This window comes from Mesocryomonas fontinalis (assembly GCF_055730125.2).
Genome location: NZ_JBUZWG020000003.1, coordinates 506001 through 531022, shown reverse-complemented (window position 1 = coordinate 531022; position 25022 = coordinate 506001). Strand labels below are relative to the sequence as shown.

21 protein-coding genes are annotated in these 25022 nt (G+C 67.5%); 19 read left to right on the top strand and 2 right to left on the bottom strand.

Annotated features, from left to right (window positions below):
- Positions 1 to 3 precede the first annotated feature (3 nt).
- The 19 genes from mraY (at position 4) to ACZL02_RS10435 (ending at position 22705) form a co-directional block, all read left to right on the top strand.
- Positions 4 to 1086 (top strand): phospho-N-acetylmuramoyl-pentapeptide-transferase, encoded by a 1083-nt coding sequence (gene mraY, locus ACZL02_RS10525; protein WP_472932666.1) that lies wholly within the window; start codon positions 4 to 6, stop codon positions 1084 to 1086.
- Between the two features lie 10 nt (positions 1087 to 1096).
- On the top strand, positions 1097 to 2491 hold the full coding sequence (gene murD / locus ACZL02_RS10520) for a UDP-N-acetylmuramoyl-L-alanine--D-glutamate ligase (RefSeq protein WP_472937084.1): 1395 nt from the start codon (positions 1097 to 1099) through the stop codon (positions 2489 to 2491).
- Positions 2492 to 2493: 2 nt separating this feature from the next.
- A complete protein-coding gene (gene ftsW / locus ACZL02_RS10515) occupies positions 2494 to 3648 on the top strand; it encodes a putative lipid II flippase FtsW (RefSeq protein WP_472932662.1) in 1155 nt (384 codons plus the stop codon).
- A 19-nt stretch (positions 3649 to 3667) separates the two neighbouring features.
- Positions 3668 to 3916 (top strand): hypothetical protein, encoded by a 249-nt coding sequence (locus ACZL02_RS10510; protein ID WP_472937085.1) that lies wholly within the window; start codon positions 3668 to 3670, stop codon positions 3914 to 3916.
- Between the two features lie 271 nt (positions 3917 to 4187).
- The gene (gene murG / locus ACZL02_RS10505; RefSeq protein ID WP_472937086.1) at positions 4188 to 5285 is read left to right on the top strand and encodes an undecaprenyldiphospho-muramoylpentapeptide beta-N-acetylglucosaminyltransferase; all 1098 of its coding nucleotides are present in this window, start codon (positions 4188 to 4190) and stop codon (positions 5283 to 5285) included.
- 67 nt (positions 5286 to 5352) lie between these two features.
- Entirely contained in the window at positions 5353 to 6768 is a 1416-nt protein-coding gene (murC, locus tag ACZL02_RS10500) for a UDP-N-acetylmuramate--L-alanine ligase (RefSeq protein WP_472937087.1), read from the top strand.
- Positions 6768 to 7754, top strand: a complete 987-nt coding sequence (murB, locus tag ACZL02_RS10495; protein ID WP_472937088.1) for a UDP-N-acetylmuramate dehydrogenase — start codon at positions 6768 to 6770, stop codon at positions 7752 to 7754. The genes murC and murB overlap by 1 nt, the downstream gene beginning before the upstream one ends.
- Positions 7755 to 7879: 125 nt before the next feature.
- Positions 7880 to 8467: a Uma2 family endonuclease gene (locus ACZL02_RS10490; protein ID WP_472937089.1), complete on the top strand. Its 588-nt coding sequence runs from the start codon at positions 7880 to 7882 to the stop codon at positions 8465 to 8467.
- A gap of 216 nt (positions 8468 to 8683) precedes the next feature.
- Positions 8684 to 9610, top strand: coding sequence for a D-alanine--D-alanine ligase (locus ACZL02_RS10485; protein ID WP_472937090.1), 927 nt, complete (start codon positions 8684 to 8686; stop codon positions 9608 to 9610).
- The gene (locus ACZL02_RS10480) at positions 9598 to 10500 is read left to right on the top strand and encodes a cell division protein FtsQ/DivIB (RefSeq protein WP_472937091.1); all 903 of its coding nucleotides are present in this window, start codon (positions 9598 to 9600) and stop codon (positions 10498 to 10500) included. Before ACZL02_RS10485 ends, ACZL02_RS10480 begins: the two co-directional genes overlap by 13 nt.
- Positions 10497 to 11825, top strand: coding sequence for a cell division protein FtsA (gene ftsA / locus ACZL02_RS10475; RefSeq protein WP_472937092.1), 1329 nt, complete (start codon positions 10497 to 10499; stop codon positions 11823 to 11825). The genes ACZL02_RS10480 and ftsA overlap by 4 nt, the downstream gene beginning before the upstream one ends.
- Before the next feature lie 118 nt (positions 11826 to 11943).
- The gene (ftsZ, locus tag ACZL02_RS10470) at positions 11944 to 13539 is read left to right on the top strand and encodes a cell division protein FtsZ (RefSeq protein ID WP_472937093.1); all 1596 of its coding nucleotides are present in this window, start codon (positions 11944 to 11946) and stop codon (positions 13537 to 13539) included.
- A 305-nt stretch (positions 13540 to 13844) separates the two neighbouring features.
- The gene (gene lpxC / locus ACZL02_RS10465) at positions 13845 to 14789 is read left to right on the top strand and encodes a UDP-3-O-acyl-N-acetylglucosamine deacetylase (RefSeq protein WP_472938105.1); all 945 of its coding nucleotides are present in this window, start codon (positions 13845 to 13847) and stop codon (positions 14787 to 14789) included.
- A 255-nt stretch (positions 14790 to 15044) separates the two neighbouring features.
- On the top strand, positions 15045 to 15932 hold the full coding sequence (locus tag ACZL02_RS10460; RefSeq protein WP_472938106.1) for an outer membrane protein assembly factor BamD: 888 nt from the start codon (positions 15045 to 15047) through the stop codon (positions 15930 to 15932).
- Between the two features lie 212 nt (positions 15933 to 16144).
- The gene (recN, locus tag ACZL02_RS10455) at positions 16145 to 17815 is read left to right on the top strand and encodes a DNA repair protein RecN (protein WP_472937094.1); all 1671 of its coding nucleotides are present in this window, start codon (positions 16145 to 16147) and stop codon (positions 17813 to 17815) included.
- A gap of 280 nt (positions 17816 to 18095) precedes the next feature.
- The gene (gene ligA, locus ACZL02_RS10450) at positions 18096 to 20612 is read left to right on the top strand and encodes an NAD-dependent DNA ligase LigA (protein WP_472937095.1); all 2517 of its coding nucleotides are present in this window, start codon (positions 18096 to 18098) and stop codon (positions 20610 to 20612) included.
- A 46-nt stretch (positions 20613 to 20658) separates the two neighbouring features.
- Complete coding sequence (locus tag ACZL02_RS10445; protein ID WP_472937096.1) at positions 20659 to 21510, top strand: 3'-5' exonuclease; 852 nt, start codon at positions 20659 to 20661, stop codon at positions 21508 to 21510.
- 182 nt (positions 21511 to 21692) lie between these two features.
- Complete coding sequence (locus ACZL02_RS10440) at positions 21693 to 22412, top strand: AzlC family ABC transporter permease (protein ID WP_472938107.1); 720 nt, start codon at positions 21693 to 21695, stop codon at positions 22410 to 22412.
- A complete protein-coding gene (locus ACZL02_RS10435) occupies positions 22409 to 22705 on the top strand; it encodes an AzlD family protein (RefSeq protein WP_472937097.1) in 297 nt (98 codons plus the stop codon). Before ACZL02_RS10440 ends, ACZL02_RS10435 begins: the two co-directional genes overlap by 4 nt.
- Positions 22706 to 22793: 88 nt before the next feature.
- Here the strand turns inward: ACZL02_RS10435 and ACZL02_RS10430 are convergent, their stop codons facing one another.
- Together ACZL02_RS10430 and ACZL02_RS10425 are read right to left on the bottom strand one after the other, a co-directional pair.
- Entirely contained in the window at positions 22794 to 23834 is a 1041-nt protein-coding gene (locus ACZL02_RS10430; protein WP_472937098.1) for a Tim44 domain-containing protein, read from the bottom strand.
- Between the two features lie 298 nt (positions 23835 to 24132).
- Positions 24133 to 24939 carry a PhzF family phenazine biosynthesis protein gene (locus tag ACZL02_RS10425; RefSeq protein ID WP_472937099.1) on the bottom strand — a complete coding sequence of 269 codons (807 nt, stop codon included), beginning with the start codon at positions 24937 to 24939 and terminating at the stop codon, positions 24133 to 24135.
- Positions 24940 to 25022 lie beyond the last annotated feature (83 nt).

The window sequence follows — 25022 nt, the reverse complement described above, 5'->3', positions numbered from 1 at the left end:
TCGATGCTCGAATATCTCGGTCATTTCTCAGAAGACATCGCTGCCTTCAACGTCTTCCGCTACATCACCTTCCGCACCGGCAGCGCGATGATCACCTCGTTCATCGTGGTCTTCCTGTTCGGCCCGGCGATCATCGCGAACCTCCGCATCCGCCAGGGCAAGGGCCAGCCGATCCGCGCCGATGGCCCGCAGACGCATTTCAAGAAGGCCGGCACCCCCACCATGGGCGGGCTGATGATCCTCACCGGCATCATCTCCTCGACGTTGCTTTGGGCCGACCTCACCAACATCTACGTCTGGACCGTGCTGCTCGTCACCGTCGGCTTCGGCGGGATCGGCTTCTACGACGACTATCTCAAGGTGACGAAGCAGTCGCACAAGGGCTTCTCCGGCAAAGCCCGTCTGGCGCTGGAATTCCTGATCGCCGGCATCGCCTGCACGCTGATCGTCTATGCCGGCACCGGCAGCTTCGCCTCCTCGCTGGCCTTCCCCTTCGTCAAGTCGCTGCTGATCGACCTCGGCTGGTTCTACGTCGTCTTCGCCGCCTTCGTCATCGTTGGTGCCGGCAATGCGGTGAACCTCACCGACGGCCTCGACGGCCTCGCGATCGTGCCGATCATGATCGCCTGCGCAGCTTTCGGCCTCATCGCCTATCTCGCCGGCAACGTGAACTTCTCCAACTACCTGCAGATCCACTACGTCTTCGGCACCGGCGAACTCGCCGTCGTCTGCGGCGCGGTGATCGGCGCGGGTCTCGGCTTCCTCTGGTTCAACGCCCCGCCGGCGGCGATCTTCATGGGCGATACCGGTTCGCTGGCGCTCGGCGGCATGGTCGGCACCATCGCGGTCGCCACCAAGCACGAGCTGGTGCTGGCGATCATCGGCGGCCTGTTCGTCATCGAGGCGATGAGCGTCATCATCCAGGTCGCCTCGTTCAAGCTGACCGGCAAGCGGGTGTTCCTGATGGCCCCGATCCACCACCATTTCGAGAAGCTCGGCTGGACAGAGAGCCAGGTGGTGGTGCGGTTCTGGATCATCGCCTTCATGCTGGCCTTCGTCGGCCTGTCGACCCTCAAGCTGCGGTGAGGGCGGCGCGATGATCCCGGTCACCTCCTTCAGCGGCCGGCGGGTCGCGCTCTTTGGCCTCGGCGGCTCCGGCAAGGCGACGGCGCTGGCGCTGATCGCCGGCGGCGCCGAGGTCGCCGCACACGACGACAACCCGGCGAGCGTCGCCTCCGCCGAGGCCGCCGGCATCACCTGCACCGACCTGCGGACCGCCGACTGGTCCGGCTTTGCCGCGCTCATCCTCTCGCCCGGCGTGCCGCTAACGCACCCGAAGCCGCACTGGACGGTTGATCTCGCGCGCGCCGCCGGGGCCGAGGTGATCGGCGACATCGAACTGTTCAGCCGCGAGCGCGCGGCACATGCGCCGGCCGCTCCGTTCGTCGCCATCACCGGCACCAATGGAAAGTCGACCACCACCGCGCTGATCGCCCATTGTCTCCGCCATGCCGGCCGCGACACCCAGCTCGGCGGCAATATCGGCGTCGCCGTGCTGACGCTCGACCCACCGGCGCCGGACCGCTTCTACGTCGTCGAGTGCTCGTCCTATCAGATCGACCTCGCGCCGACCGTCGCGCCCTCGGTGGCGCTGCTGCTGAACGTCACGCCCGACCATCTCGACCGGCACGGCACGCTGCAGCATTACGCCGCGGTGAAGGCGCGGCTGCTGCAGCAGGCCGGCGTCTGCGTCGTCGGCGTCGACGACGCGATCTCTCGCCGGATCGCCGACGAGCTCGAAGCGGTCGGCCGGACGGTCGTGCGGATCTCGCAGGCGACCGAACTCTCCACCGGCGTATTCTTCGACGGCACCGCGATTGTCCACCGGCGGCAAAGCGAGGTTATCGCCCGCTACGACCTCGCCGGCATCGGCTCGCTGCGCGGTCGCCATAACGGGCAGAACGCCGCCGCCGCCGTCGCGGCGCTCAGCGCCTGCGGGCTTTCGCCGGCCGAGATCGGGGCGGGGCTGAAGAGCTTTCCAGGTCTTGCGCACCGCATGGAAGAGATCGGCACGGTCGGCGAGGTGCTGTTCGTCAACGATTCCAAGGCGACCAATGCCGAGGCGGCCGCGCCGGCGCTCGCCGCCTTCCCGCGCATCCACTGGATCGCCGGCGGCTTGCCCAAGGAGGGCGGCATCGCGTCGCTGGCGCCGTTCTTTGCGCGCATCACCAAGGCCTATCTGATCGGTGAGGCGGCGCCCGCCTTCGCCGCGACTCTTGGTGAACGAATTCCTTACGAAATATCGGCTACTCTCGAGAATGCCGTCGCGCACGCCGCCCGGGATGCTGCCGAGACAGGCGGGCCGGAGGTGGTGCTTCTGTCGCCGGCCTGCGCCAGCTTCGACCAGTTCCGCAATTTCGAGGTGCGGGGCGACAGTTTCCGCGAGGCCGTGGGGCGCCTCGACGGTATCCAACTCTTCCGGAAGGGATGACCATGAACGCCCGTGCCAAGAGGGGAACACTGACCGACTGGTGGTGGAGCGTCGACCGCTGGTTCCTCGCCGCCTTCCTGGTGCTGATGATCGGCGGGCTCGTCCTGTCGTTCGCCGCGAGCCCGCCGGTGGCCGAGAAGATCGGCCTCGAGCCGTTCCACTTCGTCAAGCGGCACGCCGTGTTCCTGCTTCCCTCGATCGCGGTGATGATCCTCACCTCGATGCTGTCGCTGCGCGGCATCCGCCGGGCGTCGCTGCTGATCCTCGGCGGCGCGATCGTCCTGATGATCTTCGCGCTGTTCTTCGGCGTAGAGGTCAAGGGCGCACGGCGCTGGGTCGAGCTCGGCCCGCTCAGCATCCAGCCGTCCGAGTTCATGAAGCCGGCCTTCGTCGTGATCTGCGCCTGGCTGTTCGCTGAGAAGGCGCGCCGGCCGGACATTCCGGGCAACCTCTTCGCCATCATCCTCCTCTTCATCGTCTGCGCGTTGCTGGTGGCCCAGCCGGATCTCGGCCAGACCATCCTCACCGCCGGCGCCTGGGGCGGCCTGTTCTTCATGGCCGGCATGCCCTGGTTCTGGATCGCCGGGCTCGGCGGCATCGCTGCCGGCGGCTTCGTCGCCGCGTACTCGTTCTTCCCGCACGTGGCGAGCCGCATCGACCGCTTCCTCACCGGCGAGGGCGACACCTTCCAGATCGACACGGCGCGCGAGGCGATCATGCGCGGCGGCTGGCTCGGCCAGGGTCCGGGCGAGGGCACCGTCAAGCGGATGCTGCCGGACAGCCATACCGACTTCGCCTTCTCGGTGATCGCCGAGGAGTTCGGCATCATCACCTGCATGCTGCTCGCCTCGATCTTCTGCTTCATCGTGATCCGCGGCCTGTCCGTCGCCTTCGCCCAGCGCGATGTCTTCGCGCGGCTGGCAATCTCGGGCCTCGTCTTCCTGTTCGGCCTGCAGTCGATCATCAACATGGCGGTGAACCTGCAGCTGATGCCGGCCAAGGGCATGACCTTGCCGTTCATCTCCTACGGCGGCTCGTCGATGATGGCGGTGGCGATCGCCGCCGGCTTCATCCTGGCGCTCACCCGCCGCAAGCCCGAGAACAGCTCGCAGACCGACCGGCTGATGGACCGCACCATGGCGTTGCACGGGATCTGATCGAGGGCGAGGGGACTATATGGACCAGCCGGCCTTAGCCCTCAGCGAGGGCCAGCGGGAACAGATGAAGCTGACTGCGGCCTATCTCAACGGGCTCGCGATCGGCGTGGCACTTGTCGGCGGAATTTCTCTGCCGGCAACCGTCGCCGTGAATGCCCAGAGTGTGCTCGAGCTCATTCTTGCTCTGTCGCTTTCCCTTTTCAGTTTTGCGACAAGCCCCTATATTCATAGGATGGCCAGGAACAGCTTGAGGAGGCTAGACGCATGACGACCTTCCTTCTGTATGCTGCTGCTGCCCTCTCGCTACCCGTTGGCGCGGTGCTCATGGCACACATCGCCATCTGGCAATTGGACCGGGAACTCGCCCTTGGGAATAGTAAGACGCGGGTTCGCGATGACATGCCTCGCCGTTGAAGGCCTCGCCGTTAAGGGCCTTGGCTGAGACAACTGGCTGCAACGTCGCTTTGCAGCGATAAAGCCACCCATGCCGACCCGCTCATGCGTCGTCCGGTGATGCGCAACAATCACGGAACGGCGCCATGAACGCACCCATCCTTCTTTCCGCCGGCGGTACCGGCGGTCATCTGTTTCCGGCCGAGGCGCTGGCGCACGAGCTTGTCGCGCGCGGCTTCGAAGTGCACCTGGCGACCGACGAGCGGGCGGGAAAATACGCCGAGCGGTTTCCGGTGAAGACGATCCACGTCGTGCCATCCGCCACCTTTGGCTCGAAGAACCCGCTGAAGGTACTCGGCTCGCTGTCGAAGCTCTGGCGGGGCTTTCGCACGGCCGGCAAGGTGATCCGCGAGATCAGGCCCTCGGTGGTCGTAGGGTTCGGCGGCTATCCGACGATCCCGCCGATGATGGCGGCGGTGCGGGCAGGGCGGCCGACGCTGGTGCACGAGCAGAACGCGGTGATGGGCCGCGCCAACAAGTTCCTGGCGCCGCGCGTCACGCGCATTGCCGCCGGCATTCCGCAGGACGGCTCGGTGTTTCAGCCCAAGATCGTCGTCACCGGCAATCCCGTGCGACCGGCGGTGCTCGAATCGGCGGGCTTCCCCTACAAGCCGAGCGGACCGGACGACCGTTTCCGCCTCGTCGTCTTCGGCGGCAGCCAAGGCGCGCAGTTCTTCTCAGACGTGATGCCGGAGACGATCCCGCTCCTGTCGGAAGCCGTCCGCCGGCGCCTTCATGTGACGCAGCAGGCGCGGCCAGAGCAGGAAGAGCGGGTGCGGGCCTTCTATGCGGCCGCCGGCATCGAGGCCGACGTCTCGCCGTTCTTCACCGACATGGCCAAGCGCATCGGCCGTGCGCACCTCGTCGTCAGCCGTTCGGGCGCCTCGACGGTGTCGGAGATCGCCGTGATCGGTCGGCCGGCGATCCTGGTGCCGTATCCTTACGCGCTGGATCACGACCAGGCGGCGAATGCGGCGCGCATCGAGGCGGCGGGCGGGGCGATCGTCGTCAAGCAGGCCGAGCTGTCGCCGACCCGCCTGGCCGGGTTGATCGAAGGACTTGCCACCGACGCGGCGCGGGCCGCGGGCATGGCGGCTGCGGCGCGCGCGACCGGCATTCCCGATGCCGCACGGTTGCTTGCCGATCTCGTTGAGTCTATGTCCCGCCCGACCTCAACCCCCTGATGACCAGCGCCTTAATGACCGACGCCTTGATGACCAGCCCCTTGATGAACCGCACGGAGACCACCCTATGAAGATGCCGCCCAATATCGGCCCGGTGCACTTCATCGGCATCGGCGGCATCGGCATGTCGGGCATTGCCGAGGTGCTGGTGACGCTCGGCTACACCGTGCAAGGCTCCGACCAGAGCGAAAACGCCAACGTCCAGCGGCTGCGCGAGAAGGGCGTCACCGTTCACATCGGCCACCACGCCGACAATCTCGGCCTTGCCGAGGTGGTGGTCGTGTCGACCGCCATCCGCCGCGCCAATCCGGAACTGGCCGCGGCGCGCGAGCGCCTGCTACCGATCGTCCGCCGCGCGGAGATGCTGGCCGAGTTGATGCGCTTCCGCCAGGCGATCGCCATCGGCGGCACGCACGGCAAGACGACGACCACATCGATGGTCGCGACGCTGCTCGACGCCGGCGGGCTCGACCCGACTGTCGTCAACGGCGGCATCATCAACGCCTATGGCACCAATGCCCGGATGGGCGGCGGCGACTGGATGGTGGTCGAGGCCGACGAGTCCGACGGCACCTTCCTGCGCCTGCCGGCCGACGTCGTGATCGTCACCAACATCGATCCCGAGCACCTCGACCACTACGGCAGCTTCGACAAGGTCAAGGAGGCGTTCAAGGCCTTCGTCGAGAACGTGCCGTTCTACGGCTTTGCGGTGATGTGCCTCGACCATCCCGAGGTGCAGACGCTGATCGGCGAGATCGAGGACCGCCGCGTCATCACCTATGGCGAGAACCCGCAATCCGACGTGCGCTTCTCCAACCTCCGCGTCGACGGACCGCGCTCGGTGTTCGACGTTACCCTGCGCGACCGCGTCACCGGCACGACGTCGGAAATCCGCGATGTCGTTCTGCCGATGCCGGGCCGCCACAACGTGTCGAACGCCACCGCGGCGATCGCCGTCGCCGCCCGCATCGGCATCTCGGCGGAGGCGATCAAGACGGGCCTTGGCGCCTTCGGCGGCGTCAAGCGGCGCTTCACCCATACCGGGACGGTGAACGGCGTCGAGATCTACGATGATTACGGCCACCACCCCGTCGAAATCCGCGCCGTGCTCGCCGCCGCGCGCTCCTCGGCCAAGGGCCGGGTGATCGCCGTGGTGCAGCCGCACCGCTTCAGCCGGCTGCAGAGCCTGTTCGCCGATTTCGCCGCTTGCTTCAACGATGCCGACACGGTCATCCACGCCCCGGTCTATGCCGCGGGCGAGGAGCCGATCGAGTTCGTGAATTCGGAAATGCTGGTCGAGCGGATGAAGCTCGGCGGCCACCGCGATGCGCGTCTGGTCGATGGCCCGGAGGAACTGGCACCGCTGATCGACCGGCTGGCGCAGCCGGGTGACATGGTCGTCTTCCTCGGCGCCGGCTCGATCACGCAATGGGCCTATGCCCTGCCGAAGGAACTGACGGCCCTCGCGGCGAAGCGCGGCTGATGTCCGCGACGGCCGCCGGGCGCCCGATCGATGGCGCGGCCTTGCTCGCGCGCATCAGTGACAGCCTGGCGGGTATCCGCGGAAGGCTGACGCCGAATGCCGGCATGGACAAGGTGACGTGGTTCCGTGCCGGCGGGCCTGCGGAACTGATGTTCCAGCCTGCCGACGAGGACGATCTGGCCGCCTTCCTCGCCGCGCTTCCCGCCGACGTCCCGGTGACGCCGGTCGGCATCGGCTCCAACCTTCTGGTCCGCGACGGCGGCATCGAGGGCGTGGTCATCCGGCTTTCCGCCAAAGGCTTCGGCACCGCCGAGGCGATCGACGCCACCACCATCCGCGCGGGGGCCGCGGCCTCCGACAAGCGGGTCGCCGCGGTGGCGCTCGAGGCCGGCATCGGCGGCTTCCACTTCTACCACGGCATTCCCGGCTCGATCGGCGGCGCGTTGCGGATGAACGCCGGCGCCAACGGCACCGAGACCCGCGAGCGGGTGCGCGAAGTGCGCGCCGTCGACCGGCAGGGGCGGGTGCACGTCCTCTCGAACGCCGACATGGGCTATGCCTACCGCCATTCCGGCGCAGCGGACGACCTGATCTTCACCTCCGTCCTGCTCGACGGCGAGCTGGCCGACCGCGACGTGATCCGGGCGCGGATGGACGAGGTGCAGCACCACCGCGAGACCGTCCAGCCGGTGCGCGAGAAGACCGGCGGCTCGACCTTCCGCAATCCGGAAGGCACTTCCGCCTGGAAGGAGATCGACCGCGCGGGCTGCCGTGGGCTCGCCATCGGCGGCGCCGAGATGTCGGCACTCCACTGCAACTTCATGATCAACACGGGCACCGCGACAGGCCATGACCTGGAACTGCTCGGCGAGACGGTGCGGGCGCGGGTGCTCGCCACCTCCGGCATCGAACTGCACTGGGAGATCAAGCGGCTCGGTCGTTTTCTCGATGGGCAGGCGGTGGCGCCGTTGGCGGCAGGCGCCTGAGGCACAGCGGAGTTGTTGCTTTTGGTGGCGCTGGAATACCCCGTCGGATGTCCTCGTTCGATCTGCTAAGATCTCATTGGGCACGTCGCATTGAACGTCGGGGCCCGAGCGAGCGGGAGTTTCCGATGGGTAGCCCTGACATTGAGCTGATGTCCGCTGATGCTTTCCTCGAATGGGTCGACAGCCAGAACGAGCGACATGAGCTGGTGAATGGCGTCTGCATCAGGATGATGGCGGGTGCCAACCAGAGCCACGCACTCGTCACAAGCAATGTTCTGGTCTCGCTGGCACCGCAGGCTCGGAGGCAGGGGTGCCGGACGACGTCGGCCGACACTGCCATCCGGACGAGGCCCAATGGTATTCGATATCCGGATTTGGTTGTCGATTGCGGTCCTTATGACCCGACGTCGCGAGAGGCAACGCGGCCTCTTCTGGTTGTCGAGGTCTTATCGCCCAGCACGTCGAGCTTTGACATCACCGATAAGCTCGATGAGTACCGAGGGCTGGAAAGCCTTCGAGTCATCGTTTTTGTTGATCCGGATGTGGTTGCCGTCAAGGTCTACCGCCGATCAGCAGGCTCGGATTGGCAGGTCGAGCGATATGACGACCTTGCGCAGTCGATCAATCTAGATGAGGTCGCCGCGCAACTGGCATTGGCGGACATCTATGCTGAAGTTTCGCCGAGGCCACGACCGCCGCTGCGAGTGGTCTGAAGCGCGGCACGGAGCGTTAACCCCCGTTAACCATGGCCTTCCGACATGACCGCTCCGCGCCCGCCGGCGTGGCCCAAAAGCCGCGGTCCAGAGGGGTTTCCGCAATCCTTCCAACGCCGTTACGATTTTGTTTCGATCGTCCACCGGCCTTAACTTTCGCTTAACCATCGTCAGCCATGAATAGCAAACACGCCATTTTGGGCTTGGGGACGGCGGTTGATGACGAAGCATGTGGCGGTGTTGATGGGTGGGTTGTCGAGTGAGAGGCCAGTCAGCCTTTCCTCGGGCAATGCCTGCGCCGACGCGCTGGAGGCCGAGGGCTTCCGCGTCACGCGCGTCGACGTCGGCCGCGATATCATGACGGTGCTGGCCGAGCTGAAACCCGACGTCGCCTTCAACGCGCTGCACGGCCCGTTCGGCGAGGACGGCACTATCCAGGGCGTGCTCGAATATCTCGGCATTCCCTACACCCATTCCGGCGTTCTCGCTTCGGCGCTCGCCATGAACAAGGTCAAGGCGAAGACCATCGCCAAGGCTGCCGGCATCCCGCTGGCCGAGGCCAAGGTGCTCGACCGCCGCATCGTCGCCGAGAAGCACGTCATGCCGACGCCCTATGTGGTCAAGCCGATCGCGGAAGGCTCGAGCTTCGGCGTCCTCATCGTCCGCGAGGACCAGGCACATCCGCCGCAGCAGCTGCACGGATCCGACTGGGCCTTCGGCGACACCGTGATGGTCGAGCGTTTCGTGCACGGCCGCGAACTGACCTGTGCGGTGCTGGGCGACGTCGCGCTCGGCGTCTGCGAGATCACCACCGAGGGTCACGCCTTCTACGACTATGATTCCAAGTACCTGCCGGGCGGCTCGACCCATGTCATCCCGGCGAAGATCCCGGCGAGCGTCACCCGCCGCGTGCAGGAATATTCGCTGGCCGCGCATGCCGCGATGGGCTGCCGCGGCGTCAGCCGTTCGGACTTTCGCTACGACGACCGTTTTGGCGAGGGCGGCGAACTGGTCTGGCTGGAGATCAACACCCAGCCCGGCATGACCCCGACCTCTCTGGTACCCGACATCGGCCGCGAGGCCGGACATTCCTTCGGCGAATTGCTGGCCTGGCTGGTGGGAGACGCGTCATGTCATCGCTGAATGCCGATCGCCCGGAGCGCGGCCCGCGCAACCGTCTTGCCCTCAAGCTGTCGATGCTCGGCCGCCGGCTCGCCGCGACCGGCGAAAGCCTGGCGCGCATGCCGCAACTGACCTTCGGCAAGCTGACCGTGATCCTCCTCGCCTCGACCGGGCTCTACGGCATGTCGCTCGGCGGCCATACGACGGCGGTGATCGATTCGGTCGCCGAGCCGCTCGGCTTCTCGATCGAGACGATCGACGTGTCCGGCAATACCGAGACCTCGGAGATCGACGTCCTGCAGGCGCTTTGGCAGACAGGGGCTGAAAGCCTGCCGTCGCTGAACCCCGATGCCGCCCGGCAGACGCTGGAAGCCATGCCGTGGATCGAGAAGGCGGCGGTCGCCAAGACCTATCCCGATCGCGTCGCCATCAAGCTGACCGAGCGCAAGCCGTTCGCGCTCTGGCAGAAGGGCCGCGAGCTCTTCGTCATCGACCGCGACGGGCGCGAGATCGTGCCTTACGCCGCCAACCGCTTTTCCAACCTGCCGTTCGTGGTCGGCGTCGGCGCGGCCAAGCATGCCGCCGAATTTCTCGACAAGATGGATGCGGTACCTGAGCTTCGCGCAAGGGTGAAGGCCTACATCCGCGTCGGGGACCGGCGTTGGGACCTGCGTCTCGACAACGGCAAGACCTTGCGTCTGCCCGAGGAAGGGGCGGTGGAAGCCGCTGCGGAAGTCGCGCGGATGGATAGGGATATCGGCTTGTTGTCGCGTGACATTCTGGTGGTGGATATGCGGATCGAGGACCGGATGGTCATTCGGTTGACGCCCGATGCCCTGGTGCGGCGCGATGCCGCCCTGAAGGAGCGCGCCAAGGTGATCAAGCGCAGTCAGAAGGCGAACCCGGCATGACGTTCTTTTCCGGATCCGCCGGCGGCTTGCCCCGCATGCGCGCCTTGCCGGGCCGCAAGACCCGCATCATCTCGATCCTCGACGTCGGCACGACCAAGGTCACCTGCCTGATCGCGCGGCTGAAGCCGCGCGCCGAGAGCGAGATCCTGCCGGGCCGCACCCACGAGATCGAGGTCATCGGCATCGGCCACCAGCGCTCGCGCGGCATCAAGTCGGGCGTCGTCGTCGACCTCGACGCGGCCGAGAAGTCGATCCGCTTCTGCGTCGACGCGGCCGAGCGCATGGCCGGCCTCACCATCGAATCGCTGATCGTCTCGCTCACCGCGGGCCGGCTGAAGAGCGTGCGTGGCAAGGCCGAGTTGCCGATGCACGGCGCCGAGGTTTCGAGCGCCGATCTGAAGCGCGTGCTCGGCATGGCGGCACGGGCGCCGCTCGATCAGGGCCGCATCATCCTGCATTCCGTCCCCTTCGACGTGTCGCTCGACGGCGAGACGGGCCTTGAGAACCCGCAGGGCATGATCGGCCAGAAGCTCGGCGCCGACATGCATATCCTCACCGCCGAGGAGACGCCGCTGCGCAACCTCGAGGCCGCGATCAACCGCGCCCACCTGGTGGTCGAGGCCTTCGTCGCGACACCCTTCGCCTCCGGCCTGTCGACGCTCGTCGACGACGAGGCGGAAATGGGCTCGGCCTGCATCGACATGGGCGGCGGCGCGACCACCATCGCGATCTTCCAGAACGGCCGCTTCGTCTATGCCGACAGCGTCGCGATGGGCGGCCACCACATCACCATGGATCTCGCCCGCGGCCTGTCGATCCGGCCTGAAGATGCCGAGCGCCTGAAGGTCATGCATGGCTCGGCGATGAGCGAGCTGATGGAAGACTCAGACACCGTCGAAGTCGCGCCGCTCGGCGAGAACGGCTTCGAGGCGCCGATCTCGGTCGCCCGTTCGCTGGTCGCCCGCATCATCCGGCCGCGCGTCGAGGAGACGCTCGAGCTGATCCGCGACCGGCTCGCCGCCTCGGGTCTCGGCCACGTCATTGGCAAGCGCGTCGTCCTCACGGGCGGTGCCAGCCAGCTCGCCGGTCTCAGCGACACGGCCCGCACCATCATGCAGCGCAATGTCCGGCTCGGACGCCCCGTGGGCGTCGCCGGGCTCAGCGCCGCCAACAAGAGCCCTGCTTTCGCCACGTCCGTGGGGCTCCTGATCTATCCGCAGGTCGCGGTGATGGAGCACTTCGCCGACAACTCGGCGTCAAGCTTCGCCTTCGACGAAACCACCAAGGTCGGCCGTCTCGGCTCCTGGCTGCGGAAGAGTTTCTAGCCATACCGGCGGGGTACGCCCCGCCGGACCGAAAAGTCGCGCGCCGCGCGCCTTAGTGCCCCACAGACGTCAGGCCGACGCGGCGAGACGGCCACCACAGCGAAGAGGAAACAGGACCATGCCCATCAACCTCGCAAAGCCGGACATCACGGAACTCAAGCCCCGCATCACCGTCTTCGGCGTCGGCGGCGGTGGCTGCAATGCCGTCAACAACATGATCAATGCCGGCCTCGAGGGCGTCGAGTTCGTGATCGCGAACACCGATGCGCAGGCCCTGCGGTCCTCCCGCGCCGAGCGCGTCATCCAGATGGGCGTTGCCGTCACCGAGGGTCTCGGCGCCGGTTCGCAGCCGGAAGTCGGCCGCGCTGCCGCCGAAGAGTCGCTCGACGAGATCTGCGATCACCTGATGGGCTCGCACATGTGCTTCGTCACCGCCGGCATGGGCGGCGGCACCGGCACTGGTGCAGCACCGGTCGTCGCCCGCGCTGCCCGCGAGAAGGGCATCCTGACCGTCGGCGTCGTCACCAAGCCGTTCCACTTCGAGGGCCAGCGACGCCTGCGCATCGCCGAGCAGGGCATCGAGGACCTGCAGAAGAACGTCGACACGCTGATCGTCATTCCGAACCAGAACCTCTTCCGGATCGCCAACGACAAGACCACCTTCGCCGACGCCTTCGGCATGGCCGACCAGGTGCTCTACTCCGGCGTTGCCTGCATCACCGACCTGATGGTCAAGGAAGGCCTGATCAACCTCGACTTCGCCGACGTCCGTTCGGTGATGCGCGAGATGGGCAAGGCGATGATGGGCACGGGCGAAGCCTCGGGCGAGGGCCGTGCGATGGCCGCCGCCGAAGCCGCGATCGCCAACCCGCTGCTCGACGAGATCTCGATGAAGGGCGCCAAGGGCCTGCTCATCTCGATCACCGGTGGCCGTGACCTGACCCTCTTCGAGGTCGACGAAGCCGCGACCCGCATCCGCGAGGAAGTCGATTCGGACGCCAACATCATTCTCGGCGCCACCTTCGATGAGAGCCTCGAGGGCGTCATCCGCGTCTCCGTCGTCGCCACCGGCATCGATAAGACCGCGCAGGAAGCCTACGATCGTCCGATCGAGATCCGCCATGCGCCGATGATGCAGCGCCCGGTCGCCGCACAGGCCCCGGTCCAGCAGGTGCAGCAGCCGATGGCGCCGCAGCCGATGCCGATGGTCGCCGAGGCGCCGCGCGCCGCGCCGGTCTACCAGGAAATGCCGATGGACGACGTGGAGGACGACTTCACCACCGCCCTGCAGGCCGAGATCACCGAGGTCTCGACCCGTCCGCAGGCGCCGCAGGCTCCGGCCCACTCGCTGCGCCGCGAGGCACCCGTCGCTGCCCGCATGCCCCGCGTCGAGGATTTCCCGCCGATGGTGCAGGCCGAGTACGGTGCCAAGGGTGCCGTCGACCCGGTCTCGGGTGAGGACAAGGGCCCGATGGGCCTGCTGCGTCGCCTGACCACCGGCCTGTCGCGCCACAGCGAGGAAGAGCAGAACGAGATGGCCCGCCAGGCCCGCGTCGAGCCCCGCCGCGCTGCCGCCCCGGCCGAGCCGAACCCCTATGCGCCGCGTCGTCAGGCCGCCGAATCCGCGGCACGTCCGACGGCTGCCCCGCAGCGGGCGATCAGCGACGACGAGCAGCTGGAAATCCCGGCCTTCCTGCGCCGCCAGTCCAACTGATCCCAACCGTTGCAAGCTTGACACAAGGCCCGCCGTCACATGACGGCGGGCCTTTTTGTTAAGGTATTGTTTATGTTGATTTTTACTCAATCGAAATGGATCGAATGGTAATACGGGGTAAGAATCCGTGATTTGGCTCAGGTGGTCCCCCGGCCTATTTTAGCATCAAGAATTCGGGGCTTCGGCGCCATGGCCTTCCTGGGGAGGAGGCCAGGGACAGCGCGGAGGCTCTTCTCGCGAGAGATGGTGATGCCCGGTGCATCCCGCTTCGGCGAGGCAGGTGAAAGGGACTACCGCACGTGACAATGTATCAGCAGACACTCGGCGCACGCATCGATTTCGACGGCGTCGGTGTCCACAGCGGTAACCCCGTGCAACTGACCCTGCTGCCCGCGCCCGCCGATACCGGTGTCGTCTTCCGCGTTTGCGGTGGTCCCGGCCTGCCGAAGACGATCAAAGCGATTTCCTCGAACGTGCCGGCCACCGATCTCTCGACGATCATCGGCAACCCTCATGGCGTTCATGTGGCGACCATCGAACATTTGATGGCAGCGCTCTACGCGATGGGCGTCGACAACACCGTCATCGAGATCGACGGCAACGAGATCCCGATCATGGACGGCTGCTCGGCGGCCTTCGTCGCCGCAATCGAGACCGTCGGCCCGCGCAGCCAGGCGACGATGCGCCGCTACATCCGCGTGCTGAAGCCGGTGCGCGTCGAGATGAACGGCTGCTCGGCCGAGTACACGCCGCATGCCGGCACCCGCTTCGAGATCGAGATCGACTTCCCGACCGCCGCCATCGGCCGCCAGACGTTCAAGGCCGACCTCTCGGCGCGGATGTTCCGCGACGAACTCGCCCGCGCCCGCACCTTCGGCTTCATGAAGGACGTCGAGCGGCTCTGGGCCTCGGGCCACGCGCTCGGCTCCTCGCTGGAAAACTCCGTCGTCATCGGCGACGACGACCGGATCATCAACCAGGGCGGCCTTCGCTTCGTCGACGAGTTCGTTCGGCACAAGGCACTGGACGCGATCGGCGACCAGGCGCTGGCCGGCGGCCGCATCCTCGGCTGCTACAGCTCATATCGCGGCGGCCACAAGCTGAACGCGCTGGCGCTGCAGGCGCTGCTTGCCGACCGCACCGCCTACGAGATCGTCGAGATGCCGTCGCGTCGCCGCGAGATCGTTCGGCACTCGCCGCTGATCACCGCGGCCGTCGCCGCCCCGGCCTACGGCCCGCAGACTCTCTGAGGCTGCGCTCGGGCCTTTTGCCACAAAAGTCTTGCTGCTTGATCCGTCGCTAGACTGAGTTTTCGCTTTTCAATACTGTCTATGCTGATGCAGGGTATTGCGACATCTTGGGATGTGCGGCGCCTTTGCATGGGATAACGCTCTCCGGTGCCATAAAAAAGGCGCCTTGCGACCCCTTCAAACGTTGCCGGGGGCCGGTGTCTGTTCTAGACAGCGCTGCGGCCGCAGGAAACACGCAGGGGAATCCGATTGATGCTGATCTCGACGCCATTGCGAGCGACGTCACGCCTGGCGCGGCTCTCGGCTTGCCTCGTGCTCGTCGCCACGCCCCTTGTCCTCTCCGGCTGCATGTCCGGGAAGGATGACGACATTGACGTTCTGGCGCTGGCCGCCGAGACCGATCCGCCGGATGTGCTCTACAACCAGGGCCTCGCCAACCTCGAAGGCGGCCGCCTGAAGGAGGCCGCGGCGAAGTTCAAGGCGATCGACCGCCAGCATCCCTATTCCGAATGGGCCCGCAAGGCGCTGGTGATGAGCGCCTTCACCAGCTACCGCTCGGGCGACTACGAGGAGGCGGTCACTTCCTCGCGCCGCTACCTCAACACCTATCCGGGCACCAGCGAAGCCGCGTACGCGCAGTACATCATCGGCCTCGCCTACTACCGGCAGATCCCCGACGTGACGCGCGACCAGAAGGCGACGGCGCGCGCCGCTGCGGCCATGCAGGAAGTCGTCGACCGCTATCCCGACTCGGAATATGCCGAGGACGCCCGCACCAAGATCCGCGTCTCGCGCGATCAGCTGGCCGGCAAGGAGATGCAGGTCGGCCGCTACTATCTCGAGCGCCGCGAGTACATCGCCGCCATCAACCGCTTTAAGCGCGTCGTCGAGGCCTTCCCGCAGACCCGCCATGTCGAGGAAGCCCTGGCCCGCCTGACCGAGGCCTACTACGCCATGGGTCTCGTCCAGGAAGCTCAGGCCTCGGCTTCGGTGCTCGGCCAGAACTTCCCGGAGTCGCAGTGGTACAAGGACAGCTACTCGTTGCTGCAGTCCAAGGGCCTGGAGCCACGGGCCAGCACCGGCAGCAATTCCTGGTTCGTCAAGGCGACCAACGCCATCACCGGCGGCGGCGACCCGTCCTGAGGGCGCGCGCCTTCGGGCGCGGCGGAACGAACGAGAACGGAAGCAAGCCGGGGCAACCCGGCTTTTTTCATGGCCGGGCCTTCCGCCGCTGTTTTTTCGTCGGTCGGGGCGTTTACGGCACAGCTCGCCCATTGGCGTTTCGCGTTCGACCGCACATATCTTGCATCCCGCCGGTTGCCTTTCGACCGGACAGCGATTAGCCATCGGCGCGCATGCTTGTTCACCTTTCGATCCGCGATATCGTCCTGATCGAACGCCTCGATCTCCAGCTGAGCGACGGCCTGTCCGTGCTCACCGGCGAGACGGGTGCGGGCAAGTCTATCCTTCTCGATGCGCTGGCGCTGGCCCTCGGCGGTCGCGGCGACGGCAGCCTCGTGCGGCATGGCGCCAAGCAAGGCGAGGTGGTGGCGGTGTTCGATCCGCCAGCCGCCCATCCCTCGCGCAAGCTCCTGACCGAGAACGGCTTCGACGACGACGGCGACGTGATCCTGCGCCGCATCCAGAGCGCCGACGGTCGAACCCGCGTCTTCATCAACGACCGCCCGTCCAGCGTCGGCCTGATGCGCGACATCGGCATCAGCCTCGTCGAGATCCACGGGCAGCACGACGACCGCGCGCTTGTCGACCCCGAGGCGCACCGGCGGCTGCTCGACGAATACGGGGCGCTGCGGCCCGAGGCCGAGGCGGTGGCCCGCACGCATGCCGACTGGAAGCGCGCCGAGGCCGAGCTCGTGCGCCACCGCGCCAAGGTGGAGGCCGCCGCCCGCGAGGCCGACTACATCCGCGCCTCGGTCGATGAACTGTCGGAACTTGCCCCCGTCGTCGGCGAGGAAGAGGAGCTTGCCGCCAGCCGCCAGATCATGATGCGCTCTGAGAAGATCGCGACCGATGTCGGGGACGCGCACGAGGAGCTGTCGGGCCATTCCTCCCCGATCCCCGGCCTTGCCGGCCTCCTGAAGCGCCTCGACCGCAAGAAGGACGAGCTGCCGGGCCTGCTCGATGAGGCGATCGAGCGGCTGGACACGGCACTCGACGCGCTGTCGGACGCGCAGATGAGCCTGCAGACGGCGCTGCGCAACCTCGAATTCGATCCGCGGGCTCTGGAGCAGACCGAGGAGCGCCTCTTCGCCCTGCGCGCCGCCGGCCGAAAATTCTCGCGGCCCGTCGATGCCTTGCCGGCCTTGATGGCGGGGATGATCGAGGACCTCGCCGATCTCGACGCGGGCGAGGAGAAGCTGACCGCGCTGGAGGCGGAGGTGCACGTCCACCGCGAGACGCTCGACCGGCTCGCCCTCGACCTGTCCGACAAGCGCGTGGCCACCGCCGCGCTGCTCGAGGCTGCCGTGATGGCCGAGCTGCCGGACATGAAGCTCGAGCGTGCGGCCTTCATCGCCGACATGAAGCGAGATCCGGAGAGCCCGACGGCCGCCGGCATCGACACCGTCGAGTTCTGGGTCCGCACCAATCCCGGCACCCGCGCCGGCCCGATGATGAAGGTTGCCTCCGGCGGCGAGCTGTCGCGCTTCCTGCTCGCGCTGAAAGTGGCGCTCGCCGACAAGGGCTCGGCGCCGACCTTGGTTTTCGACGAGATCGACACCGGCGTCGGTGGCGCGGTCGCTGATGCCATCGGCCGCCGGCTGGCGCGGCTCGCCGCCCGCGTCCAGGTGCTCTCGGTCACCCACGCGCCCCAGGTGGCGGCACGCGCCTCGACGCATCTCCTGATCTCCAAGGCGCAGACCCGCGCCGACGACGAGCGGCTGGCGACGCGGGTCGAGCCGATTGCCGGGGTCTCGCGCACCGAGGAGATCGCCCGCATGCTGGCCGGCGAGCACGTCACGGCAGAGGCGAGGGCGGCGGCGGCGCAGCTGATCGGGGCGACGTAGGGCTGGCTCCACTCTCCTCGACCGGCCGCACCCTTTCAGGTTCGTCATCCCGGGCTTGACCCGGGATCCATGCCGCAACAGTTGTCGCGACAAATTCGGTGGAGGAAGGGCGCGCTTTCCCGTGTTCCCTTGACCCTTCCGGCGATTTGGAATGGATCCCGGGTCAAGCCCGGGATGACGAAACGGAAAAGGCGACGGCTAGGCAGTGCAGGCGTGTCAGCCTTGCGGCATGTTGGGCCAGAACGTTTCACCCTCGACCCCCTTTGCAACGGCGTATCCCATGACCGAGATCGACAACCTCACCGCCGAAGAGGCCGCCGCCGAGCTGGAGCGGATCGCGCTGGAGATGGCGGGACACGATCGGCGCTACTACGAGGACGACGCGCCGACGATCTCCGATGCGGACTACGACGCGCTGCGCCGGCGCAACTCGGCGATCGAGCGGCGGTTTCCGGGTCTCATCCGCGCCGACTCGCCCTCGGCCCGAATCGGCGCCGCGCCCTCGTCGAAGTTCGCGAAGGTGACGCACGCGCTGCCGATGCTGTCGCTCGACAACGCGTTCGATGATCAGGACGTCGCCGAGTTCGGCCGCCGCGTCCGCCGCTTCCTGCAGCTCGCGGACGACGCGCCACTGGCGATCACCGCCGAGCCGAAGATCGATGGCCTGGCGCTGTCGCTGCGCTACGAGAAGGGCCGTCTCGTCTCGGCGGCGACGCGGGGCGATGGCGCCGTCGGCGAGGACGTCACCGCCAACGCCCTGACCGTCGACGACATCCCGCACCGGCTCAGCGGCTGGAAGCCGGACGTGTTCGAAGTGCGGGGCGAGGTCTACATGTCGCATGCCGACTTCGCCGCGCTGAATGCGCGGCTGGCGGGCGAGGGCGGCGATACGGCCGCCGCGGACGGTGACGAGCCGGGCGATGACGAGGCGGATGCGGCGGGGACGACGGCGAAGGTTCGCCAGTTCGCCAACCCGCGCAATGCCGCCGCCGGCTCGCTGCGCCAAAAGAACCCCGAGATCACCCGCGCGCGCCCTTTGCGCTTCTTCGCCTATGCCTGGGGCGAGGCGAGCGCGCTGCCGCTCGCCGAGACCGGCAAGGCCGCGGCGACGCAGACCGAGGTGGTCGCCGCCATGGGCCGCCTCGGCTTTGCGGTCAATCCGCTGATGCGCCGCCTCGACACCATCGACGGGCTGATCGCGCACTACAACGCGATCGAGGAACAGCGGGCGAGCCTCGGCTACGACATCGACGGCGTCGTCTACAAGGTCGACGATCTCGCCCTCCAGAAGCGGCTCGGCTTCGTCTCACGCAGCCCCCGCTGGGCGATCGCCCACAAGTTCGCGGCCGAGCAGGCGACGACGGTGCTGCGCGACATCGAGATCCAGGTCGGCCGCACCGGCGCACTGACGCCGGTCGCCAAACTGCAGCCGGTGACCGTCGGCGGCGTCGTCGTCTCCAACGCCACGCTGCACAACGAGGACTACATCAAGGGCATCGGCCCGGATGGCGCCCCTCTCCGGGAAGGCCGCGATATCCGTATCGGCGACACGGTGATCGTCCAGCGGGCCGGCGACGTGATCCCGCAGATCGTCGACATCCTGCCGGAGAAGCGTCCGGACGACAGCACCCCGTTCCGCTTCCCGACCCGGTGCCCGAGCTGCGGCAGCCACGCGGTGCGGGCCTTCAACCCGCGCATCGGCCGGCATGATGCGAAGACGCACTGCACCGCCGGCCTGACCTGCCCGGCGCAAGGGCGCGAGCGGCTGAAGCATTTCGTCTCGCGCAATGCCTTCGACATCGAGGGATTCGGCGACATCTACGTCGAGGCGCTGTTTGACGCCGGGCTGGTCAAGGGACCCGCCGACATCTTCAGGCTCGAATTCGAGCCGCTGAAGAAGGTGATCGGCGACCGGCGGGCGGAGCTGGCGCAAGCCAAGCGCCTCGCCAGCGGCAAGGCCGAACCGGTGAAGAAGGCGGCGAAGAAAAAGGGCGACGACGAGGATCGCTCGATCAAGAACCTTCTCGCCGCCGTCGAGGGTCGCCGCGAGATCGCGCTCGACCGCTTCTTCTTCGCGCTGGGCATCGAGGATGTCGGCGAGACGACGTCGAAGGCCCTCGCCAAGCTCTACGGCACGGTCGAGAAGGTCGTCGAGGCCGTGCAGATCGCCGCCACCGAGCGTCCTGGCGACGACTGGCTGGAACTCGGCTCGGTGAACTCGGTCGGCACGATCACCCTCGACCGGATGATCGAGGCCGCGCGCACGCATGAAGGCGACGCGGCCTGGGACCCGATCAGCGACAAGACCGCCAAGCTCAACACCCGGCAGCGGCTGGCGCTGAAGGAGCACTACGGCGAAGGCGACCAGCTGCGGACGGCGCTGCAGAAAGCGGTCGAGCAGCAGCCCGGGCCGGTCTTCCGGACGCTTGCGGAGGGCGCGGATATCGGCGAGGTGGCCGCGCTCTCGCTGATCGATTTCTTCGGCGAGCCGCACAACAGCACGGCGGTCGCAGAGCTGCTGGAGCAGGTCACCGTCACCTGGAAGACCGCCGATGCGTCGCAGCTGATCTTCGACGGCCAGACGATCGTCTTCACCGGTTCGCTGGAAACGATGACGCGGCCGGAGGCGCAGGCGCAGGCCGAAGCGCTCGGCGCCAAGGTGTCGGGCTCGGTGTCGGCCAAGACGCATCTCGTCGTCGCCGGTCCCGGGGCCGGGTCGAAGCTGGCCGATGCCAAGAAGCACGGCGTCAAGGTGATCTCCGAGGACGAGTGGCGCCAGCTGGCGGGGCAAGCGTGACGGCGCTCGTCGCACCCGGATGCCGCGGCGTGCGGGGCCGGACGGTATGACCATCATCGCGATCGATTTCGAGACCGCCACCAATCGGCGCGACAGCGCCTGCGCGATCGGCCTTGCCTGGATCGAGGGCGGCACTGTCACGCGGCGGGAATACCGGCTGATCCGTCCGCGCGAGCTGCGCTTCGAGGCGATCAACACCTCGATCCATGGCATCACCGCTCACGACGTGCGCAACGCGCCGCAGTTTCCCGACGTCTATCGCGAGTTCGCCGGGGCCTTCGACGGCGCTTTGCTGCTCGCGCACAATGCGAGCTTCGACATCTCGGTGCTGAACGCCTGCCTGCAGTCCTACGGCCTCGGTCGCCCGGCGCTGTCGTCGGGCTGCACGCTTGGCATGGCCCGCCAGCTCTGGCCTTCCGAGCCAAGCCACCGGCTGAACGCGCTCGCCGATCGCTTCGGGGTTCGCTTCAAGCACCACCATGCCGGCGAGGATGCGTTCGCCTGCGCGGCGATCGCACTGGCGGGCGTCAAGGCGAGGAAGGCCAAGGGCGTCGCCGAACTGGCACTCGCCATGGGCCTGCGCAAAAACCATCCGGCGCTGCCGTCGCTCGCCAAGGGCGGCATCGCGGCAAGGGCGCTGGAGGCGCTGAACGCGGTGCGCACGCCGCAGCCGCCGGAGGCCGGACTGTTCGTGGTGAAAGGCTCCAGCGGCACGCCCTACGAGATCCGCCTGAAACTGAAGCCGGGCGCCGCACCGCAGCTTCTTTGCGGCTGCATCGGCGCCCGCTTCCGGTCGGAGTGCCGGCACGTGAAACTTCTGAAGGCCGGTGATCTGAAGGACCTCCTCTCCGACAACCGGAAGGAAGCCCGCAAGCTCGTGGAGCTGTTCCGCGGGTAGGGCGCCGCTCTGCCGGCAGGATACTTCCTTCCCTCAAGCTCCAACCCGCTTTCCTGGGGCAGAGCCGCTTCTTGCGGAATGAAGGCGGCGCTGTGCGTTGAAGGCGGCGGGCGGGTCGGCTACGACGCCTTGCGCCGTCGTTGCATTGGCGCGCGCCCCTCAACCGGTGAGCCCCGTCCGTGATCCAAGTCTCAGAAGCCCGTGCCGGCCTCCGCCAAGTGCTGCCCGTTCTCGTCGCCGTGCTGCCGTTCGGTATGGTCTATGGTGCGATTGCAGTCGATGCCGGCCTGACGGTGTTCCAGGCCGTCGGCTTCTCCGCCACGGTCTATGGCGGCGCGAGCCAGTTCGTCGCCATCGAGATGATCGGCCTCGGCTCGCCGGTACTCGTCGTGGCGCTGTCGGTGTTCGCGCTGAACTTTCGGCACGTGCTCTACTCCGCCTCGATCGGCCGGCGGCTGACGCGGTTTTCGCCTGTGCAGAAGGGCGCTGCGTTCTTTCTGCTGACCGATCCGACCTTTGCCGAGGCCGAGGCACGCGCAGCTCGGGGGCCGCTCACCAAGAGCTTCTACTTCGCCTACAACCTCGCGCTCTATGCCGCCTGGATCCTGTCGACGCTGATGGGGGCGCTGTTCGGCGGCTTGATCGAGAACCCGCAAGCCTTCGCGCTCGACTTCATCCTGCCGGTGTATTTCCTGACGCTGCTGATGGGCTTTCGCGCCCGGGCCGCCTTCTATCCCGTGGTGATCGCGAGCGCCACTGCCGCCATCGCGAGCTACCTGACGCTCGGGCCGCCCTGGCATGTGACGGTCGGCGCGCTCGGCGGCATCCTTTACGCCGTGCTGGCGCCGCTGCCGGCAAGGGCCGCTGTGGACGGACAGGCTCCCGGGGAGGCGGGCGCATGAGCGACATCTGGTGGATCATCTGGCTGAGCGCCGGCCTCACCTATGTCACGCGCTTCGCCGGTCACCTCCTGCTGGCCCGGGTCGAGCAAATTCCGCCGAGGCTCGAGGCGGCGCTCAATGCCGTTCCGGCGGCGGTGATCACCACCATCGTCGCCCCGGTCCTCATCACCGGCGACTGGCCGGAGCGCGTTGCCATCCTCATCGCGGGCGTCCTGTCGCTGCGGCTGCCGGTCATCGCGGTGGTCGCCATCGGCACGGCCTTCGTCGCGCTGGCGCGCGCGGCAGGGTTCTGACGCAGGCCGACAGCAAAACGGGCGCCTTTCGGCGCCCGTGGAGCATTCTTGTAAAACTGCAGCTCGATCAGGGAAAACTGCCGATCGATCAGGCCGATTGAATCGCCGACAGGAGCCAGGCGCCCCGGCCCTGGCGGGTGAAGGTCCAGACCTCGGTGCTCTCGCTCGGCGTTTCCGCGTTGCCCTCGATTACCCGGCCGGTCCCACGCTCGCGCGTCGCGTCGATCGAGGAGTAGCGCATGGCGACGGTCGCGTACTCCGTCTGTCCCTCGCGCCAGGCTTCCGACACATCGCCCTGCAGCAGCTTGACGTCCGACACCTCGTTCTTCACGCCGTTCGAGGCGTTGGTGCCGAGTTCCTCGGAGAAATAGGACATCATCTCGGGTGTCGTCGCCGCCCGCAGGCTGGCGTAATCCTCGCGTCCGTAGGCGCCCTGGATGTCGGCAAGCATGCGTTCGAAGGTTGACAGGTCCTGCGGCGAGACGCCGATCTCGTCGGGGTTGCCGATCGAGGCCTTCTGGCCGCCGAGCTTGGCGCCAAGACCCGAAAGTCCACCACCAAGGCCGCCGCTCTGTCCGCCGAGACCGCCGGCCGCCGGCCGGTTGGACGACTGCGGCTCATAGCCGGAGCGGTTCATGCCGTTTCCGCCGGCCGGGCCGCCAGCCATGGCCGGGGTGGACGACGAGCGCGAGCGTAGGAAGCGCATCAGCAGATAGATGCCGCCGCCGATCAGCGCGATCTGCAGGATCATCCCGAACAGGCCGGCCATGCCGCCGAAGCCACCGCCGAACAGCATGCCGATCAGGCCGCCGATGGCGAGGCCGCGCAGCAGCGAGCCGCCGAAGCCATTCATGAAGCCCGGGCGCTGCTGCCCGGCATTGCGTGCGGCGTTACCGGCCTGACCTGCCTGCGGGCCTGCATTCGGGGTCATCGAACGCTGGACGGGAGCCGCGGCACTGGGTGCCGTCGCCGTCGCCGGTGCCGACTGATAGGTCCGCGAACCCCGGCTGCCAAAGCCGCCGCCTCCGCCCATCCGGCGAGCGTCGGCATGGTCGACCGCGACCATGGAGAAGGCCATCGCGATGGCCGCAAAGACGCCGGCGAAGCGAAGCTTCCGGGAAGAGAGCATGAAGGCGGTTCCTCGATTGAAAGACTTATTGTCACAGGATGTAAGAAGCGCCGGCGAGGATGTGTAGACGTCGACCGCCATTTTCTCGGCGGCGCAGAGGCCGGCGGCCTGGGAGCCGGCCGCGACGCTTGCGGGTGACCTTCCGGCCGGCAACGCCAAAGGATCGGCCGCAGCGGGTGGCGCCCACAGCATCGTGCCTCCAGCTGCGGGCACAAGGGATGCTTCGGTCTTCAAAACAGTCGCTGCGGTGCGTTCCCCGAGATCATCGACGATCAGCCAGGTGTCCGGCGCCGCTGCGTCAATCGGGCAGATGGATCCTGCCCTCGAGGTAGAGCACCGCCGCGCCGGCGACGATCACCGCATCTTCCTCGAGTGTGCAGTAGAGGTCGCCGCCGCGGGCGGAGACCTGGCGGGCGTGAAACGTCGTGCCGCCGAGCCTTTCGGCCCAGAACGGCACCAAGGCGCAGTGCGCCGAGCCGGTGACCGGGTCCTCGTCGATGCCGGCCTTCGGCGCGAACATGCGCGAGACGAAGTCGGAGGACGTGCCCTTGGCGGTGGCGATGACGTTGCGCACGGGGAGGGCGCTGATCGCCCGCATGTCCGGCTGCAGCGCGCGAACCTCGGCCTCGGTCGCAAAGACCGCCAGCGCTGTGTCGTCGTCTGCTGCCGGCACCGTCAGCACCTCCAGCGGCCGCGCGCCGAGCGCTGCCGCGACCGGATCGATGGGATGGTTCGACGCGACCCGCCGGATCGGCAGGCGCATGGCGAAGCGCCCGCCCTCGCGCGTCACCGTCAGATCGCCGGAGACGCGGGTGGCGAACGTCATCACCGGCCCGGCCTCGCCACGGATCTCGGCCAGCACGAAGGCGCTGGCGAGCGTCGCGTGGCCGCAGAGCGGCACCTCGACCTTCGGGGTGAACCAGCGCAGTTCCCAACGGCTGTCGCCGGCCGGCACGAGATAGGCGGTCTCCGACAGATTGTTCTCGGCCGCGATCTGCAGCAGCAGCGCGTCCGGCAGCCAGGCATCGAGGAGCACGACGGCGGCGGGGTTGCCGGCAAAGCGCTGGTCGGTGAAGGCATCGACCTGGTAGAGGGCAAGGGACATCGCGGGGCTCCACTCGATTTGGCGGGAAGGGCGCGCCGTGCCCGGCTGTTTGCGTCCGGGGACCGGGACGGCGCCCGGCGGCA

Coding starts and splice junctions, on each gene's coding strand:
- mraY (WP_472932666.1), top strand. CDS start 4: ATGCTCGAATATCTCGGTCATTTCTCAGAAGACATCGCTGCCTTCAAC.
- murD (WP_472937084.1), top strand. CDS start 1,097: ATGATCCCGGTCACCTCCTTCAGCGGCCGGCGGGTCGCGCTCTTTGGC.
- ftsW (WP_472932662.1), top strand. CDS start 2,494: ATGAACGCCCGTGCCAAGAGGGGAACACTGACCGACTGGTGGTGGAGC.
- ACZL02_RS10510 (WP_472937085.1), top strand. CDS start 3,668: ATGGACCAGCCGGCCTTAGCCCTCAGCGAGGGCCAGCGGGAACAGATG.
- murG (WP_472937086.1), top strand. CDS start 4,188: ATGAACGCACCCATCCTTCTTTCCGCCGGCGGTACCGGCGGTCATCTG.
- murC (WP_472937087.1), top strand. CDS start 5,353: ATGAAGATGCCGCCCAATATCGGCCCGGTGCACTTCATCGGCATCGGC.
- murB (WP_472937088.1), top strand. CDS start 6,768: ATGTCCGCGACGGCCGCCGGGCGCCCGATCGATGGCGCGGCCTTGCTC.
- ACZL02_RS10490 (WP_472937089.1), top strand. CDS start 7,880: ATGGGTAGCCCTGACATTGAGCTGATGTCCGCTGATGCTTTCCTCGAA.
- ACZL02_RS10480 (WP_472937091.1), top strand. CDS start 9,598: ATGTCATCGCTGAATGCCGATCGCCCGGAGCGCGGCCCGCGCAACCGT.
- ftsA (WP_472937092.1), top strand. CDS start 10,497: ATGACGTTCTTTTCCGGATCCGCCGGCGGCTTGCCCCGCATGCGCGCC.
- ftsZ (WP_472937093.1), top strand. CDS start 11,944: ATGCCCATCAACCTCGCAAAGCCGGACATCACGGAACTCAAGCCCCGC.
- lpxC (WP_472938105.1), top strand. CDS start 13,845: ATGTATCAGCAGACACTCGGCGCACGCATCGATTTCGACGGCGTCGGT.
- recN (WP_472937094.1), top strand. CDS start 16,145: ATGCTTGTTCACCTTTCGATCCGCGATATCGTCCTGATCGAACGCCTC.
- ligA (WP_472937095.1), top strand. CDS start 18,096: ATGACCGAGATCGACAACCTCACCGCCGAAGAGGCCGCCGCCGAGCTG.
- ACZL02_RS10445 (WP_472937096.1), top strand. CDS start 20,659: ATGACCATCATCGCGATCGATTTCGAGACCGCCACCAATCGGCGCGAC.
- ACZL02_RS10435 (WP_472937097.1), top strand. CDS start 22,409: ATGAGCGACATCTGGTGGATCATCTGGCTGAGCGCCGGCCTCACCTAT.
- ACZL02_RS10430 (WP_472937098.1), bottom strand. CDS start 23,834: ATGCTCTCTTCCCGGAAGCTTCGCTTCGCCGGCGTCTTTGCGGCCATC.
- ACZL02_RS10425 (WP_472937099.1), bottom strand. CDS start 24,939: ATGTCCCTTGCCCTCTACCAGGTCGATGCCTTCACCGACCAGCGCTTT.